At 55.5% G+C, this 16,146-nt stretch carries 18 protein-coding genes, 1 tRNA gene, 1 pseudogene and 1 riboswitch; of the genes and pseudogenes, 8 read left to right on the forward strand and 12 right to left on the reverse strand.

What is annotated here, in order from left to right; translation table 11 throughout:
- Positions 1 to 30: 30 nt before the first annotated feature.
- From ACR0AK_RS20140 to ACR0AK_RS20155, 4 genes and pseudogenes are all read right to left on the reverse strand, one after another.
- A complete protein-coding gene (locus ACR0AK_RS20140; RefSeq protein WP_480794876.1) occupies positions 31 to 858 on the reverse strand; it encodes an acyl-CoA dehydrogenase family protein in 828 nt (275 codons plus the stop codon).
- A pseudogene (locus ACR0AK_RS20145) lies at positions 859 to 1,185 on the reverse strand (acyl-CoA dehydrogenase family protein); the annotation flags it as partial.
- A 204-nt stretch (positions 1,186 to 1,389) separates the two neighbouring features.
- On the reverse strand, positions 1,390 to 2,709 hold the full coding sequence (locus ACR0AK_RS20150; RefSeq protein WP_480794720.1) for a glycosyltransferase: 1,320 nt from the start codon (positions 2,707 to 2,709) through the stop codon (positions 1,390 to 1,392).
- Positions 2,710 to 2,936: 227 nt separating this feature from the next.
- Positions 2,937 to 3,012: transfer RNA gene (locus tag ACR0AK_RS20155), tRNA-Lys, on the reverse strand.
- A gap of 211 nt (positions 3,013 to 3,223) precedes the next feature.
- On the opposite strand from ACR0AK_RS20155, the gene dapF reads away from it, so the two are divergent.
- Both dapF and mtaB read left to right on the forward strand, forming a co-directional pair.
- Positions 3,224 to 4,066: a diaminopimelate epimerase gene (gene dapF / locus ACR0AK_RS20160; RefSeq protein ID WP_480794721.1), complete on the forward strand. Its 843-nt coding sequence runs from the start codon at positions 3,224 to 3,226 to the stop codon at positions 4,064 to 4,066.
- On the forward strand, positions 4,063 to 5,319 hold the full coding sequence (gene mtaB / locus ACR0AK_RS20165; RefSeq protein WP_480794722.1) for a tRNA (N(6)-L-threonylcarbamoyladenosine(37)-C(2))-methylthiotransferase MtaB: 1,257 nt from the start codon (positions 4,063 to 4,065) through the stop codon (positions 5,317 to 5,319). The genes dapF and mtaB overlap by 4 nt, the downstream gene beginning before the upstream one ends.
- 17 nt (positions 5,320 to 5,336) lie before the next feature.
- Here the strand turns inward: mtaB and ACR0AK_RS20170 are convergent, their stop codons facing one another.
- From ACR0AK_RS20170 to petA, 4 genes are all read right to left on the reverse strand, one after another.
- Positions 5,337 to 5,798, reverse strand: a complete 462-nt coding sequence (locus ACR0AK_RS20170) for a cupin domain-containing protein (protein ID WP_170561703.1) — start codon at positions 5,796 to 5,798, stop codon at positions 5,337 to 5,339.
- A gap of 127 nt (positions 5,799 to 5,925) precedes the next feature.
- On the reverse strand, positions 5,926 to 6,711 hold the full coding sequence (locus tag ACR0AK_RS20175; RefSeq protein ID WP_480794723.1) for a cytochrome c1: 786 nt from the start codon (positions 6,709 to 6,711) through the stop codon (positions 5,926 to 5,928).
- A 17-nt stretch (positions 6,712 to 6,728) separates the two neighbouring features.
- The gene (gene petB, locus ACR0AK_RS20180; RefSeq protein WP_170561697.1) at positions 6,729 to 8,060 is read right to left on the reverse strand and encodes a cytochrome b; all 1,332 of its coding nucleotides are present in this window, start codon (positions 8,058 to 8,060) and stop codon (positions 6,729 to 6,731) included.
- 14 nt (positions 8,061 to 8,074) lie between these two features.
- Complete coding sequence (gene petA / locus ACR0AK_RS20185) at positions 8,075 to 8,659, reverse strand: ubiquinol-cytochrome c reductase iron-sulfur subunit (protein ID WP_170561694.1); 585 nt, start codon at positions 8,657 to 8,659, stop codon at positions 8,075 to 8,077.
- 484 nt (positions 8,660 to 9,143) lie between these two features.
- Between petA and ACR0AK_RS20190 the strand changes: the two genes are divergently transcribed.
- On the forward strand, positions 9,144 to 9,587 hold the full coding sequence (locus ACR0AK_RS20190) for a c-type cytochrome (RefSeq protein ID WP_480794724.1): 444 nt from the start codon (positions 9,144 to 9,146) through the stop codon (positions 9,585 to 9,587).
- Between the two features lie 52 nt (positions 9,588 to 9,639).
- Here the strand turns inward: ACR0AK_RS20190 and ACR0AK_RS20195 are convergent, their stop codons facing one another.
- Positions 9,640 to 10,248: a glutathione S-transferase gene (locus tag ACR0AK_RS20195; RefSeq protein WP_480794725.1), complete on the reverse strand. Its 609-nt coding sequence runs from the start codon at positions 10,246 to 10,248 to the stop codon at positions 9,640 to 9,642.
- A gap of 56 nt (positions 10,249 to 10,304) precedes the next feature.
- Positions 10,305 to 10,934, reverse strand: coding sequence for an FMN-binding negative transcriptional regulator (locus tag ACR0AK_RS20200; RefSeq protein WP_480794726.1), 630 nt, complete (start codon positions 10,932 to 10,934; stop codon positions 10,305 to 10,307).
- A gap of 53 nt (positions 10,935 to 10,987) precedes the next feature.
- Positions 10,988 to 11,135, forward strand: a riboswitch (FMN riboswitch).
- 72 nt (positions 11,136 to 11,207) lie between these two features.
- Between ACR0AK_RS20200 and ACR0AK_RS20205 the strand changes: the two genes are divergently transcribed.
- The 5 genes from ACR0AK_RS20205 to cobO all read left to right on the forward strand — a co-directional run bounded on the left by ACR0AK_RS20205 (position 11,208) and on the right by cobO (position 15,126).
- Positions 11,208 to 11,648 (forward strand): 6,7-dimethyl-8-ribityllumazine synthase, encoded by a 441-nt coding sequence (locus tag ACR0AK_RS20205; protein ID WP_480794727.1) that lies wholly within the window; start codon positions 11,208 to 11,210, stop codon positions 11,646 to 11,648.
- A gap of 94 nt (positions 11,649 to 11,742) precedes the next feature.
- A complete protein-coding gene (aroC, locus tag ACR0AK_RS20210; RefSeq protein WP_170561682.1) occupies positions 11,743 to 12,843 on the forward strand; it encodes a chorismate synthase in 1,101 nt (366 codons plus the stop codon).
- A complete protein-coding gene (locus ACR0AK_RS20215; protein ID WP_480794728.1) occupies positions 12,827 to 13,501 on the forward strand; it encodes an HD domain-containing protein in 675 nt (224 codons plus the stop codon). The genes aroC and ACR0AK_RS20215 overlap by 17 nt, the downstream gene beginning before the upstream one ends.
- 32 nt (positions 13,502 to 13,533) lie before the next feature.
- Positions 13,534 to 14,469, forward strand: coding sequence for a DMT family transporter (locus ACR0AK_RS20220; protein ID WP_480794729.1), 936 nt, complete (start codon positions 13,534 to 13,536; stop codon positions 14,467 to 14,469).
- A gap of 57 nt (positions 14,470 to 14,526) precedes the next feature.
- Positions 14,527 to 15,126 (forward strand): cob(I)yrinic acid a,c-diamide adenosyltransferase, encoded by a 600-nt coding sequence (cobO, locus tag ACR0AK_RS20225; protein WP_480794730.1) that lies wholly within the window; start codon positions 14,527 to 14,529, stop codon positions 15,124 to 15,126.
- A gap of 33 nt (positions 15,127 to 15,159) precedes the next feature.
- Here cobO and ACR0AK_RS20230 read toward each other — a convergent pair whose 3' ends face one another.
- Together ACR0AK_RS20230 and ACR0AK_RS20235 are read right to left on the reverse strand one after the other, a co-directional pair.
- Positions 15,160 to 15,357 (reverse strand): hypothetical protein, encoded by a 198-nt coding sequence (locus tag ACR0AK_RS20230; protein WP_170561670.1) that lies wholly within the window; start codon positions 15,355 to 15,357, stop codon positions 15,160 to 15,162.
- A 403-nt stretch (positions 15,358 to 15,760) separates the two neighbouring features.
- On the reverse strand, positions 15,761 to 16,126 hold the full coding sequence (locus ACR0AK_RS20235; protein WP_480794731.1) for an SPW repeat domain-containing protein: 366 nt from the start codon (positions 16,124 to 16,126) through the stop codon (positions 15,761 to 15,763).
- Positions 16,127 to 16,146 lie beyond the last annotated feature (20 nt).

Here is a 16,146-nt window from a genome sequence, read left to right on the forward strand (position 1 = left end):
GTGGATTCGCGATCAGCGTTTTGCATTGGTTTAGTCTCCCCCGTTTTTCGGTTGGGAACTTTTTCCAAGTTCCATCCTTGCAATTATTTCGCGTTGAATGTCCGAGGTACCCGAGTAGATGACACCGCCGAGGGCGTCATTCACATCGGTTCCTGAATTTGAACTTTGCAGATACCCACGACCGCCAAACGTTCGCATTGCATCCATGCTGGAACTTAGAAACGCCTCAGAAATGTGAAGGTTTGCCATCGCCGCAAACTGCGTCAGGGGTTGTCCGGTATCGTAAAGCTGTGCCGCGCGCGCCAACATTAGTTCGCAGGTTTCCAGACGTACGCGCATGTCTGCCAAGCGGTTGGAAACGGATTGGAATTCCGAGATCGACCTGCCAAATTGCTTACGAGAAACGGCATGCTCAGTGCACTCGTTCAATTGGCGGCGCATCGCGCCTACTTGCGCTGTTAGGATAAAGCACCTCTCCCAGTCGAGCGTGGCTTGTAAAATCGTAGCTCCGGCGCCTTCTCGTCCAATTCTGCGGGCCTCCGGAACCCAGCAGTCACGGAACTCAAGCTGTCCCATGGGGACGGAGTTCAATCCGACTTTTTCCTGCCTATCAGCTCGCAAAAACCCTTCATCATCGGCGCGCACAACGAAGGCCGACAAACCCCAACGACCTTTCTCGGGCGCGGTTTGTGCGAAAACGATCGCGAAATCGCAAACAGGCCCCATGCCGACAAATGCTTTTTGACCGTTCAGGATGTATCCCGTCCGATTGTGTTCAGCGGTCGTTTGCAGCGACAACGCGTCAGATCCCGCCGTAGGTTCGGTCAGTGCAAATGCGCCAATCAATTCGCCGGACAAGAGCCTCGATAAGTACCTGTCTTGTAGCTCTTGGGAAGCAAATCGAATAAGGGGGCTTTGAATAGTCCAAATCTGTGAGATTATGGCCATCGCCAAGCCGCTATCCGCGCATAACTCACCAAACAGCAACATTTCCTCAACGAATTCACTGGCACTATTAATTGAACCGCCAAGGCCTGGCGGTAAAACGAACTCAAAAGCGCCACATCCACCGGCGGCTTTCCACACTGTGCGTAAGTTCCCATCAGAAACGTCAGGGCTTGCTTTTGCAAAGTCCAGTCTAGCGCATCTGGTATCGCGGTTTGTATGGCGCGTCGCTTGGTTCACTGTCGTATTCGATTAGGTGTACTAAACCCAATACGCACGTCGAAGCTGGCCGGATCATCCTATTCAGAAATTGACATTTAAATGTTTGGACGGAAATACAGTGCAGAAAGCGCATTATTGTTTTTCATCAAACGGTGGACGGCGGTCTTGGCCACCCTTTGAGTCGATTGATAAATGCCTTAATGTTCTATTTTATTTGAATTTTTAGTTACTTTGGGTGGTGACGTTTTGCAAAAAAGCAGCCAGCCCTCCATCAACCTTCTCCTGCTGGCAAGAAGCCTGCAATGCCTTGCAGTTCTTTTTGTATTTTGGGTCGGTCAGCAGTTCTTGAATATCATTTTCGATCTTTTCGACAGTATCCGCGTGGCGCCCCGCGCGACCAATTCCATGAAAGACAGCTCTGGCTGCGCTGCCCTGCTGATCGTTGACATGCGGATACAAGAGAACAGGTGTTGCAGCCTCAACGGCTTCGATAAAACCGCCTGTGCCTCCGTGCATTATTGCAAGATGAGCATGCTTTAAAACCTGGTGTTGGGGGACCCACGCCACAACATCAACGTTTCGTGGGTAGTCACAACTGCCACCATCCTCCCAATTCTGACCTGCAGCAAACAGGAACTGCCACTCTGGATGCTTACGTGCGACTTCCCAAAGGTTAACAAGCAGATCGCTCTTAGGCTTCATCATTGTTCCGAAACCGACGAAAATGCGTTTCTTTGTGCCCTGCCCCGAACAGAACCTGCGCACTTTTTCGCGATCATGAGGCTTTTCCGGACGATTTTGTATTACCATCGCTCCGAGATACGAAAAATCTGAGTAAGGACGTGTTGGCAAGTCAACGGACCGCGGGAGAAACAAGACAGTGGGAATCTTGTAAGTCCATGGCATTTGCCAGCAAATCAGCCGTCTTATTCTTGCGATCGGAACGTTGTAACGCCGTGCCAGTTCAAGCAGCGCCGAAGTAAAATCTGCACCTTGATGTTTGAACTTGTTTCTTAGAATTTTTTTCACTTTCCAAATCAGGAAACTCATCCAAATAATTGAGACCCCAATTCGACTTCCCCGCATACCAACACCCGGACACACGCGTTTGTTCAAAGGAGGCGCCTGGGATCCGGGCGGCGACAAGAACATACTGCTATACTGAATGACCGGCGGCCCCAGAGACAAGCTGACTATTATGTGCGCGTGGAGTTCACAGTCGACAAAGATAACATCTGGTTGAAAACGGGACATTGAGGCAGAAAAATCATTAACACCAAGGGCATCCACTGCACAATCCAGACGATCATTTGATGATAATGTCCTTAACTGGTCTGCAGTCAGTAGGTCTGCGAAAGCATCAACTTTTGGAGTTGGAATCTCGCCGTACTCCAGACCGAAATGTGAAATTAGATCGAACGACGACTTTGGCGCAAAAACACACACCTCGTAACCGACTAGTTTTGCTTGCTTAGCAAACTCTACCGCACTGTTAAGCGGGCCGCTTATCCCACTTGATACTATCGCCAATCTTTTAGACATCGCCTTGCGAAACTGGGCCGGATGAATTTGTTGTCAAGATCAGGCGTGTTTTCCCAAGTTGCTTTTCGAGGAATAGATCGTGGGTGTGTTTCCCGATTCTGAAATTTTTCAAAGATATCATGGCGCTTGGGCAACCACGCAAAAACCCACGTGCCGAACAACAGTCTGCACATAAGTTCTTTACTTTTTCCACGCGAACGCAGAGCGACATAAGTTATTCGAAAAAGTGGTGAGCCGTGCAGGATTCGAACCTGCGACCCACTGATTAAAAGTCAGTTGCTCTACCAACTGAGCTAACGGCCCACTCTTTTGTTGGATCTTGTTGATCCGTGGCGCTCTTTAAGTCATTTTCCCGACCGGGTTCAAGACCTTAATTGCACCTCGTTTCGCCAAAGTAATCAGTGTTTCCGGCGACCCGATAGGCGGCCTAATTAGGCAGGTGGCGCAGGGGGGTCAACCCCCTTTTTTCAGGAATCTGCATCGCAGGGTGGATTCCTATCGGGCGCAGGGTTATATGCCCGCCATGCAAGGATTACAGAACACTGGTTTGCCCTTCATGAAGATGCACGGGCTGGGCAATGACTTTGTCGTTGTGGATGCGCGCGCGTCTTTGGCGCGGGTTACCCCAGCGCTTGCACAGGGAATCGGGCATCGTCAGTTCGGCGTTGGTTTCGACCAGCTTGCCATCATCGAAAACGGCGAATCGGATGCGCATCTGGTGTTCTATAATTCAGATGGATCCACCTCGGCGGCCTGTGGAAACGCCACCCGCTGCATCGCCCGTTTCCTGATGCAGGAATCGGGAAAAGCCGAGCTGACATTGACGACGGAACGCGGCACCCTTTACGCCCGGGACGCTGGCAACGGCCTGACATCAGTCAACATGGGACACCCGCAATTGAATTGGGCCGAAATTCCGCTGGCGGAGGAAGTCGACACACTGGAATTGCCGATCGAAGGTACACCGACAGCGACCGGTATGGGCAACCCACACTGCACCTTCTTTGTCGACGATGCTGAGGCCATTCCTCTGGCCGAGTTCGGCTCGCGTTATGAGTACCACCCGCTCTACCCCGAGCGCACCAATGTGCAAGTCGCACAGGTGATCGGACCAGATCATATCCGTATGCGTGTGTGGGAACGTGGCGTGGGTATCACGCTGGCGTCAGGCTCATCCTCTTGCGCCACGGCCGTTGCAGCCGCACGTCGCGGCCTAACCGGGCGCACAGTACAAATTGAGCTGGACGGCGGTACGATCTGGATCGATTGGCGCGACGATGGCGTCTGGATGACCGGACCCACCTGTCACGTCTTCTCGGGCACGCTGACATCGGAATTCCTGGAGTCGCTGGGATGAGTGCCCCCAAGTTCACCACTTTGGGCTGCCGCCTGAACGCCTATGAAACCGAAGCGATGAAAGAGCTGTCGGCGCAGGCCGGGCTGACCGACGCAGTGATCGTGAACACCTGCGCGGTTACGGCTGAGGCAGTGCGCAAAGCCCGGCAGGAAATCCGCAAACTGCGACGGGAAAACCCTGACGCGCGGTTGATCGTGACCGGCTGTGCGGCCCAAACCGAGCCCGAAACCTTTGCCCGGATGGACGAGGTCGATGCGGTCATTGGCAACACCGAAAAGATGCAACCCGAGACGTGGACTGGCATGACCGCTGATTTCATCGGCGAAACCGAAGCGGTGCAAGTCGATGACATCATGTCCGTGACTGAAACCGCGGGCCACCTGATTGACGGTTTTGGTACGCGCTCCCGGGCTTATGTGCAGGTCCAGAATGGCTGCGACCATCGCTGCACATTCTGCATCATTCCCTATGGCCGTGGGAACTCGCGCAGCGTTCCTGCGGGCGTAGTAGTGGACCAGATCAAACGGCTAGTGGACCGTGGTTACAACGAGGTCGTATTAACCGGCGTTGATTTGACTTCGTGGGGGGCTGACCTGCCGGCGGGGCCCAAACTGGGCGATTTGGTGATGCGGATTCTGAAACTGGTGCCGGACCTGCCCCGTTTGCGGATCAGCTCGATCGACTCGATCGAAGTGGACGAGAACCTGATGCAGGCCATCGCGACCGAACCGCGTCTGATGCCGCATCTGCACTTGTCCCTTCAGCACGGGGATGACCTGATCCTGAAACGGATGAAACGCCGCCACCTGCGCGATGACGCCATTCGTTTCACTGAAGACGCTCGCAAGCTACGCCCCGAGATGACCTTTGGCGCCGACATCATCGCAGGCTTTCCAACTGAATCGGACGAGCATTTCGAAAACTCGCTAAAGCTGGTGACAGAGTGCGATCTGACCTGGCTTCATGTCTTCCCCTATTCCAAGCGCGAAGGCACTCCGGCCGCGCGCATTCCACAGCAGGTCAACGGCAATGTGATCAAGAGCCGCGCTGCCCAATTGCGCGCAGCGGGCGAAGCGCAGGTGGAGAAACACCTGCAGGGCCAAGTCGGCAAAACCCATCACATCTTGATGGAAAACCCCCATATGGGTCGGACTGAGCAGTTTACTGAAGTGCGTTTCTCCAAGCCCCAGACTGAGGGCGAAATTGTTCAGGCGGTAATCACCGGCAGCGGTTCAACGCAGCTTCTGGCCTAAAGCCTCATGCGCTTCGATTACAGGTAGACGACGCCAAATTCCCGCTCGATCAGTTCGAAATCCAGTTCGCCTGTTTCATTTTGCCGGGAGGTTTCTGCCATGAATTCTTCGGCGCGATCGCCGGGAAAAATATAGCTGATCATTCGCACCGCCTGATCACTGTTGTTCTTCATGTAGTGCGAGACGCCGCGCGGACAGTGAATGGTGTCGCCCGCACTGGCAGTAACCCATGCATTCCCGATCTTGGCTTCAACTGTACCCTCGATGATGTGGAACGTCTGATCTTCCCATTTGTGATAATGGTCTGGCACCGCCCCGCCAGGAGCCATAACACCGTCTGAAATCACGTACTCACCGTTGGATGCGTCCTTGCCGACAACGACTCCAACATATTCATTTGGAGCCATCATGTACTTCTTGCTGCCGTCCCAGTGTCGGACAACAACCTGCTTGTTTGTGGTTTCGATCTGATCAGCCATAGACAACTCCTGCGGCAAAGTCTTTTGGGTATTTGGAGACTTAGCTTCAGTTTTCTAGACCCAGACAAAAAAGAAGCCCCCGCAACCAGTTGGTGCGGAGGCTCCGATTCTTAGTGAATTCACTAAATCAGACGGTCTTTTTGCCTTTGACGCCTGCCCACAGGCGCTTGTTCACCAGATAAAGCAGCACTGACAACATCGTCAGGAAGATCACGCCGACGAACCCAGAGTATTTGCGCTCCATCATTTTCGGCTCGGCAGTCCACATCAGGAAGGCTGAAACGTCCTCGGACAGGGCTTCGACCGTGGCCGGGTGGCCATCGGCGAATTCGACCTGATCGTCAGCCAGCGGCGGCGCCATCGAGATCCAGCCTCCGGGGAAAGCCTTGTTCTCATACAAGATGGTGCCTGCCTCTTCTTTTTCCTCACCGGTGTAACCGTCCAGCAGCGAGGCGATGTATTCCGCACCACCCATGCCCTTGAACAGCTGGTTGATCCCCAGACCGTAGGGGCCGTGGAAACCGGCGCGGGCCTTGGCCATCAGGCTCAGGTCCGGTGCACCAACACCGTCATTGGCCGGGAAGTGGTCAGTCGGAATGGCCGGACGGAAATCGTCCAGCTCAGGATCGAACACTTCGAAGTTGTCCGCTGAGTAGGCGATAACTTCTTCTTCCGAATATCCCAGCGCTTCGAGATCACGCAGAGGAACATAGCGCAGGCCGTGGCAGGCTGCGCAGACCTCGGTATAGATCTGAAGCCCGCGCTGCAGCTGGTTTTGATCCCAGGTGCCAAAGGGGCCTTCGAACGAGAAGTGGAAGTCTTCGATGTGCTGTTCGCCGCCACCCGCCGCAAAGGTCGAGGCAGGCGCAAGGGCCAAAGCAAACGCGGCACCGATTGCAAGTTTCTTGAACATGATTCCGGTCCCTCTTCTTACTCGGCCGGCGTGGCTTCGGCATCAGCCTTGCCATAATGCGCGTTGAAGTCTTCTTCGATGGTGTCGGGCTGCGGCAGCGGCTTTTCGATCACACCCAGGATCGGCAGGATCACCAGGAAGTAAGCGAACCAATAAGCCGATGCGATCAGCGAGAAGGTCGCATAGGGCTCTTCCGCGGGCATCGCACCCAGCCACATCAGGGCAAAGAAGTCGATGATCAGCAGATAGAACCACCATTTGAACATCGGACGGTACTTGCCCGAACGCACAGTCGAAGTATCCAGCCAGGGTGCCAGCGCCATCGCCAGGATCGCACCGAACATCGCCAGAACACCAAAGAATTTGGCGTCGATGATGCCACCAGTGATGAAGCTGGCGAATTGCACGACCCAAACCTCACCGGTGAAGGCCCGCAGGATCGCGTAGAACGGCAGGAAGTACCATTCAGGCACGATATGCGCAGGTGTGACCAGCGGGTTGGCTTCGATGTAGTTGTCTGGGTGGCCCAGATAGTTCGGCATGAACCCGACCACGGCCCAGAACACCACCATGATCACGGCCAGTGCGAACAGGTCTTTGATCACGAAGTAGGGCCAGAACGGCAGGGTGTCTTTCTCGGCCTCGGCCTTTGAACCACGACGTACTTCAACACCCGTGGGGTTGTTGTTGCCGGTAGTGTGGAAGGCCCAGATATGCACGATGACCAGCGCCGCAATCACGAACGGCAGCAGATAGTGCAGCGAGAAGAAGCGGTTCAGCGTGGCGTTGTCCACTGCGGGTCCGCCCAGCAGCCAGGTCTGGATCGCGTCGCCGACAAACGGGATCGCGCCAAACAGGCCGGTGATCACGGTCGCACCCCAGAAGGACATCTGACCCCAGGGCAGAACGTAGCCCATGAAGGCAGTACCCATCATCATCAGATAGATCAGCATACCGATGATCCATGTGATTTCACGCGGGGCTTTGTACGAGCCGTAGAACAGACCACGGAAGATGTGGATATAGACCGCGACAAAGAACAGCGATGCGCCGTTCATGTGCAGGTAGCGGATAAAGTAGCCACCATTCACGTTGCGCATGATGTGTTCGATACTGGCAAATGCCAGATCAACATGCGGGGTGTAGTGCATCACCAGAACGATACCGGTGACAATCTGCAACGCCAGGCAGAACGTAAGGACTATGCCCCAGATCCACATCCAATTTAGGTTCTTGGGGGTCGGGATCATCAGGGTGTCATACAGCAAGCCGACGATGGGCAGGCGGCTATTCAGCCACTTCTCGCCGTTTGTCTTCGGCTCGTAATGATCGTGGGGAATTCCGGACATCAGTTGGGTCTCCCTTAGCCGAGCTTGATGGTAGTGTTGTCAGTCCATTCCGCGGGCGGAACAGGCAGATTTTCCGGAGCGGGACCTTTCCGGATACGTCCGGCCAAATCATAGTGCGATCCGTGGCAGGGGCAAAACCAGCCGCCAAAATCACCGGCGTCGCCCAAAGGCACACAGCCGAGGTGCGTACAAACACCCATCTGTACAATCCATGCACCCGGCGCTTCGCCCTCAGGCGACGGCATCACGCGGTTCGCGTCAGTCGCAGGTGCGTCCGCGCTCAGGTTGAAGTTGCGGGCCAGCGGATCAGGCAGTGCGTCAACGCCTTCGGCGTCCTGCTCCTGTGCTTCCTGGATCTCGGCACCGGTGCGGTGGCGGACAAACACAGGTTTACCCAGCCATTTCACGGTCAACTGCGTACCTGGCTCAACGCCGCTCACATCCACGCGGATCGAGGACAGCGCCTGAACGTCTGCCGATGGGTTCATTTGATTGATCAGGGGCCATACGGCTGCACCCGTCGCAACGACACCTGCGCCGCCAGCGACGTAATAGAGGAAGTCTCTGCGAGTGCCTTCGTGGTCTTCTGCGTGGGACACGAGGTTTTCTCCGGTTTTCTGGCGCCCGCGTACGGGCAAATAGCTCGCGCACCGCACGAATGCGGTGTCTCATCGCGGCTATCTAGCTGGGAGAAATCCGTTCGTCCAGCGGTCATAGGCGCGCAGTACGTCACAACCGGGCATTCATGTCACAAAGATAAGGCAATTTTTCAAGTTTTGGACATGTTTAAGCAGGAAAGTCCGCCATTGAAGGACAATCGGATTCAATGTGATTCGGTTTGCACGATCATAGCGAAAGTTTAGCCCTCCGATCAGCTCACGAACCGGATTCAGAGCATCAGATCGCAATATCCTGACCATATTTTGCCACGCAAATTTCCACTTTCCACGAATGTGTTGCAGGATAAATATTGTATAAAAAATAGATATTTTACAAAGACATAGATGTGATCGATTTCGATTGCACTTTGTGCGCGCATGAAAGAATGGCCGGGGAATTCTCAACCTCAGCAGGACGCCCCCTATGTCAAAGCTCTTTGCAACCACCATGACCCTCGCACTGGCCATTTCGCCTCAGGCAATAGCGGCCGGCGATCCGGCAAAAGGCGAAAAACTCTACAATCGCTGCTCTTCTTGTCATGCGATCATCAAAGACGGCCAAGTTCTGGTCAAAGGCGGCATCACCGGCCCGAATCTATACGGAGTCGTCGGTCGCATCGCCGGAACCGAGTCAGATTACCTGAACGGAAGCGAGCGTTTGCCCATCGGAATGTTCACGGACGACATGATCCGCGCAGGTCAGGAAGGGCTGGTTTGGACGCAAGAGAATATTGCTACCTATTCCAAAAACCCGATCGTATTCATCCAGGAATATCTGGATGACGAGACCGCGCGCCCCAATATGAGCGTCAAGATAAAGAAGGGCGCTGATGACATCGCAGCCTATCTGGCGACTTTCAGCGAATAGAGGGCCTCGGTGGTCATTCTGATACCAGAATGACCAGCGCATTAATCGCGGATCAGACCGGCGGCTGCGTTGCGATCATCCCGGGACGCTCGGCAAACTTCTCATACCAAGCGGCCAGCGCGTCGTTACCCTTACGCCAGCCGCGAGCATCGTGACGAAAATCGAGATAGCCCAGCGCGCAAGCCACCGCGACCTGCCCCATATCGAGCGGTCCTGACAGATGGGCCATCCAGCGCTGGTTCAGCGCGGCGCAGGCCCGTACGATCTTGTCCCACTGTGCATCGGCCCAGTCATCCCATTGCTTGTCTTCGGGCCGCATTCGGCCCTCATAGGTAATCAGCAACGCCGCATCCAGAATGCCATCAGCCAACGCCTCAAGCGTAAGAACATCCCAATGCGCAGCACCGTCCTGATAAAGCCCGGCCTGCGCGCGCGAGTCCAAAAATGCGCAAATAACACGGCTGTCGAACAGAGTCGGCCCATCGGGGCGCTCTAACGCGGGCACTTTTGTCAGCGGAGCCTTGGCCAACAAAGACTCGGCCGGGGACATCGGCGTCGTTACAGCTGACAGCAGCTCAACATCTGGCAACTGATCTGTTTCATGCAACAAAACCATGACTTTACGAACATAAGGCGAGGTGGGGCTGAAATAGAGTTTCATATGCGGTCTCCCTGAATTGCCGGAACTCTACAGCACCATTTGCAAAACAAAACCCGTCAATTGGCGTCCCGCTCACTCCCGATCATCAACTTTTGAAGAACTTCAAGCTCGGACCCGATCCCCTCGTTGGCAATGTGGTCTGCCGCGCTCCGGCGGGCTGCATCGGGCTTGTTTTGATTCAGCTTCCAGGTGCCTTGAATGTCTTCAACATGAAAACGAAACGGCACGATCATACGCATCATCTTGTCCAACGCGTCCGGGCTCATCTTGCCGGTGGTCCAAAGAGGTTTGGGCCGCAAGCGTGCCTCGTAGAACGCAGACTGGCGATTAAGCAGTTCCAGCAACTCCTCAGGCGGGCGGCGCTCCAACTGACCGGTCAGGTGGACGGCGACATAGTTCCATGTCGGAACCTGATCGTCGATCCCATACCAATCCGGTGACACATATCCGTCTGGTCCAGTAACCGCGATTCGCGCTGTATTAGAGTCTTTCAATATGCGGGCGATCGGATTGGACCTGACAAGATGCAGTTCGGCCAGCGCGCCATCCTCAGACAGAAGAAACGGCACATGGCTGATCAGCGGAGCCTCGTCCGTCGACATCGCCAGAACCCCAAACGCGCGGTCCCGTGCAAAGACAATGTGGCGCGAAGTCTCTTCCGCGCGAAATGCTGGATTGGGATGCATAGCTGTCCTCCTGCAAAACCTCTTGCAGAACCCTTCGCACATTGGCAAGGTCCGCCCGTTCTCAGGGCGGGGCGAAATTCCCCACCGGCGGTATGCGGGTTGCGACCCGTAAGCCCGCGAGCGGCCCCGGTTAACGGGGTGTCAGCAGATCTGGTGAGAAACCAGAGCCGACGGTTACAGTCCGGATGAAAGAGAACGTGCAGCGCGCCGGCCTCGGCTTGCGCCTGCCCGTGATCGCCTTGGGTGACGTGTCTGTTGCGAAAGGAGATCATGATGACACACACCCGCTATGCTTTTGTAAAAGCCAATTGGCATTCCGATATCGTTGATCAGGCCCTAGAAGGGTTTCTGGAACTCATCCCCGCCGATCAGGTTGATGTTTTCGACGTTCCCGGCGCGTTTGAGATGCCGCTGCTGGCCCGCGATCTGGCCCAGACCGGCCGCTATGCCGCGGTCGCCTGCGCGGCGTTTGTCATGGATGGCGGTATTTACCGGCACGATTTCGTGGCTCAGGCCGTTGTCGATGGGTTGATGCGTGCTGGCATGGATTCAGGCGTGCCAGTCCTGTCCGTTTCCTTGACGCCGCATCAGTATCAGGAGACCGATCACCACAACACCATCTACCGTGCGCATTTTGTAGAGAAAGGCCGCGAAGCCGCACAAGCTGCGCTGAAAATCAACGCGACGCGTGCGCAACTGGCCACTGCTGCGTAAGCTCATTGGGTTGGGGCAAACACGCCCCAACCGCAAATCCGCTTGAGGCCAAGGGCCTTGCCCGCTAATCACGACGCTCAAAGGAGCATGCCCCATGTCGATGAACAGTTTTGGCCACCTCTTCCGCGTTACCACCTGGGGTGAAAGCCACGGACCTGCGTTGGGCGCGACCGTCGATGGCTGCCCTCCGGGCGTTGCGATCGATGAGGGCATGATTCAGCATTGGCTGGACAAGCGCAAACCAGGTCAGAACAAGTTCACGACCCAGCGGCGTGAACCTGATCAAGTGAAAATCCTGTCCGGCGTGTTCGAAGGCCAGACCACGGGTACGCCGGTGCAGCTGATGATCGAAAACACCGATCAGCGCTCGAAGGACTACGGCGATATCATGGACAAGTTCCGTCCGGGTCACGCTGACATCACCTATTGGCAGAAGTACGGCATCCGCGACTATCGCGGCGGCGGGCGCAGTTCGGCGCGTGAAACCGCATCTCGCGTTGCGGCAGGCGGTCTGGCGCGCGAGGCGATCAAACAGATCGCACCGAACGTGCAGATCACCGGCTATATGACTCAGATTGGGCCGCATAAGATCGACCGGGACAATTTTGACTGGTCCCAGATCGAACAGAACCCGTTCTGGACCCCCGATGCTCAAGCAGCCGAGGATTGGGCAGCTTACCTGGACGATCTGCGCAAGTCTGGAAACTCAGTTGGCGCAATTGTTGAGGTTGTGGCACGCGGCGTTCCTGCCGGGATCGGCGCGCCGGTTTATGCCAAGTTAGACACTGATCTGGCCGCTGCGATGATGTCGATCAACGCGGTGAAAGGCGTTGAGATCGGCGAAGGTATGGCCGCTGCCGAACTGACGGGTGAGGCAAACGCCGATGAGATCTTCATGGGTCAGAATGGCCCCCAATACAGTTCAAACCACGCGGGTGGTATTCTTGGCGGAATCTCAACCGGGCAGGACGTTGTTGTGCGGTTCGCAGTCAAACCGACATCGTCGATCCTGACCACCCGCAAGACCATTACCAAGTCCGGTGAAGAGACCGAGATTATCACCAAGGGTCGCCATGACCCCTGCGTCGGTATCCGTGCCGTTCCTGTGGGTGAGGCGATGATGGCCTGTGTGATCTTAGACCACCTGCTGCTGCACCGTGGCCAGATCGGAGAAAACCGTGGACGGATCGGCTGATCTGCGCACGCGCCTGCGCGCCGTCGTTGCGCAGCGCATGGAAACCGATCCCGCGCATGACCTGGCCCATCTGGACCGGGTCTGGGTAAACGCCCAGTCCATTGCCGATGATCAGACCGACATGCCTGTGCTGCTGGCTGCGGCTTATCTGCATGATCTGGTCAACCTGTCCAAAGATGACCCGGATCGCCATTTGGCATCGCGCCGATCAGCAGAAGAATCAGAGCCTATTCTTGCCAATTTCGGCTATTCTGAAGATCAGATCCAAGCGATCAAGCACGCGATCGAGGCACATAGTTTTTCGGCCAATATCACACCAGAATCACCTGAGGCCTGCATCCTGCGCGATGCGGACAGGCTGGACGCGTTGGGGGCCATTGGGGTCGCAAGGAACTTCTCGGTATCCGGGGCGTTGGGGCGGTCGCTTTATGACCCGGCGGATCCGTTTGCTGCCAATCGCCCGCTGGACGACCTGCATTTTTCGATCGATCACTGGAAGGTCAAACTGCTTCGCCTGCCCGGCGACATGCTGACAAAGACCGGCAAAGAGATCGCCGAGCGACGAATCCAACGGATGATCCGGTTTCTGGAAGAGTTCGCCCAAGAGATCGGCAGTCCTCTGCCACCCGATTGGACGAATCCGCAAACAACGCGTTGATCTTTCCCGGCCAAAAGCGCAGGTTCGCGCCGATGGCAAAACCCTTAACATCGCATCGACCTATATTGGCCGTCGCTCTGAAAACGAGCGCGGTGTTTCTGTTCACCGTCATGGCGGGGATAATCAAAGCCCAATCTGATCACTTCCCACCGGGCGAGATGGTTTTCTTTCGCTCTCTATTCGCCATTCCGGTAATTGTGATTTGGTTGATCGCGCGCGGAGAATTGGCTCAGGGCTTTGTCGTTCGTAAACCCTCCGGGCATTTTTGGCGCGGCGTTCTTGGGACCACCGCGATGGGGCTGACTTTCACTGGCCTCGGCTTGATCCCGCTGCCCGAAGCCACCGCAATTGGATACGCCACGCCTATTTTTACTCTAATTCTGGCAGCGATTATGTTGGGTGAACGCATCCGAACCATTCGAATCGCCGCCGTGGCCATCGGCCTGTTGGGCGTTCTGATCATGATTTGGCCTCGACTTGGGGGCAACAACATGGAAGCGGCCGCCACCATCGGCGCGTTGTGCATTCTGGGCGCGACCGTCGCCCGCGCCTTTGTGCAAATTCATATCCGACAGTTGGTGCAGGTCGACCACCCCGCCGCCATCGTGTTCTATTTCTCGATGACCGCGACCATTCTGTCCGGGCTGACCATCTTTTGGGGTTGGGTTGTTCCGACATGGGAGCAAGCAGGGTTCTTGATCCTGGCTGGTCTAGTCGGTGGCGTTGCCCAAATTCTGGTGACCTCATCCTATCGATTTGGTCAGGCTTCGATGCTGGCGCCATACGATTATACATCGATGATTTTTGCGATCGTCATTGGTTATGTCTGGTTCAGCGAGTTGCCGACATTGGTAATGCTGGCCGGTGCAGCACTTGTGATCGCGGGCAACATCGTGGTGATCTGGCGCGAACATCATTTGGGCTTGGAACGCGGAAAGGCCCGCGCCGTCACGGATCCCAAAGCCTGACCTTTACCTTTGCAGAACTTCCCCTAGGGTGTGGCCAACAGAAGATGAGGGTTTCCCATGAGCGACGCACAAGATCACAAGGAAAAGATGCAGAAGGTGCAAGCCCAGCACCGCAAGAAAGTGTCCGAGGCCGTCGACCCGGACCGCGGTCTGGTGCTGATCAACACCGGCAAAGGCAAAGGCAAATCCTCTGCCGCATTCGGCGTCGTAATACGCGCTTTGGGATGGGGCCAGAAGGTCGCCGTTGTTCAATTCATCAAGGGTAAATGGAAAACCGGCGAGCGTCGTTTTTTCGAAGAACGCGATCTGGTGACATGGCACACCATGGGCGAAGGTTTCACCTGGGACACTCAGGACCGCGAGCGCGACATCGCCGCTGCAAACGCCGCCTTCGACAAGGCGCGTGCCCTGATGTCCAGCGGCGAGTACGATCTGGTCGTATTGGATGAGATCAACATCGCGCTTCGATACGAGTACCTGTCCGTTGAACAAGTCATCGATGGCCTGAAAGAACGGTCTGACAAGACCAGTGTGTTACTGACGGGTCGGGATGCCCCACAGACGCTGCGCGACTATGCTGATCTGGTCACCGAAATGACTGAGGAAAAGCATCCGTTTCAGGCCGGAATCAAAGCCCAGCGCGGTGTGGATTTTTAAGAACAGAGTCTAAAAAGCCCCAAACCGGGGCTGTTACGCTTGCGGGTTCTCGTTGAGAAACCTGACAGATCCGCGTTGGCTGCCGGCGCTGTCTGGCAGCGGTTGTTCAACCTTGTCATCTTGTGCTGCATTTGGCTTGTCGACATAGGCGCAATAGTCGTCGTCGCAGCAACATCCGCAAGCGGTTGCTGCTTCGTGCCGTGCCATGATTTCGTCGAGCGGATCGCCCATCTTATAACCCTGTACCTTGCTTGCGCCTAAGTGACGCGTCGTTTTCGAGACGGTGGCGTGCCCTCACGTTACCATGTGCTATGCATGCAGACCGCCTCGAAATTCGGTGCTGGATGCATAAGCATCTGGCCTTGCCATTTATCTGATTATTTTTGTCGGAAATTGCAAGGTCAAAAATTGACACTTCGCACTCAGCCCGATTGATTATCATCGCCGAACCATTGGTGCATATGGGTTGAACCGCACACGTGTGGACGACAGTGCAAGTGCTTTGAAGCAAACTCGTATAAAATTCCCCTATTTAGTATCTATTTTTTCCAAACAGAGTGCCGCCCGTCGGCGGGACGGGCGGCATTGATCCAATGAACATTTGCTGCTGAGTTTAAGCCAAAGCGCGCTCGGATCAGGCAGTAACACCCTGCTCTGGCGCGCTAAGCGAGATGACTGCAACAACCGCAGCACCGTTCAGCCAGTAATAGATCGCATCCAGTCCCGAGAATCCAAACAGGCCGGGCGCCGCCAGAAACACGACGCCGATCAGCAGATCGACTGCCAAGTGAAACTTGTACGGAAGGACGCGCCATATCCCCAATTGGTGATCGGTCAAAACGGTTAGGACAAAAGCGGCAACGCCGGTGACCACCGACAGCCACAGCGCCATCGGGTTGGATTGTCCCAGTCCAAGCACAAAAGGCAGGCCAATCAGCGCAAAAGCGACAGGATAGTCCAGATAGGCGTGGATATTACGGGTGACAAAGCGGAGAGACATGAAAGTTCCTTTCCTGAATT

This window comes from Ruegeria sp. BI12, from assembly GCF_056537985.1.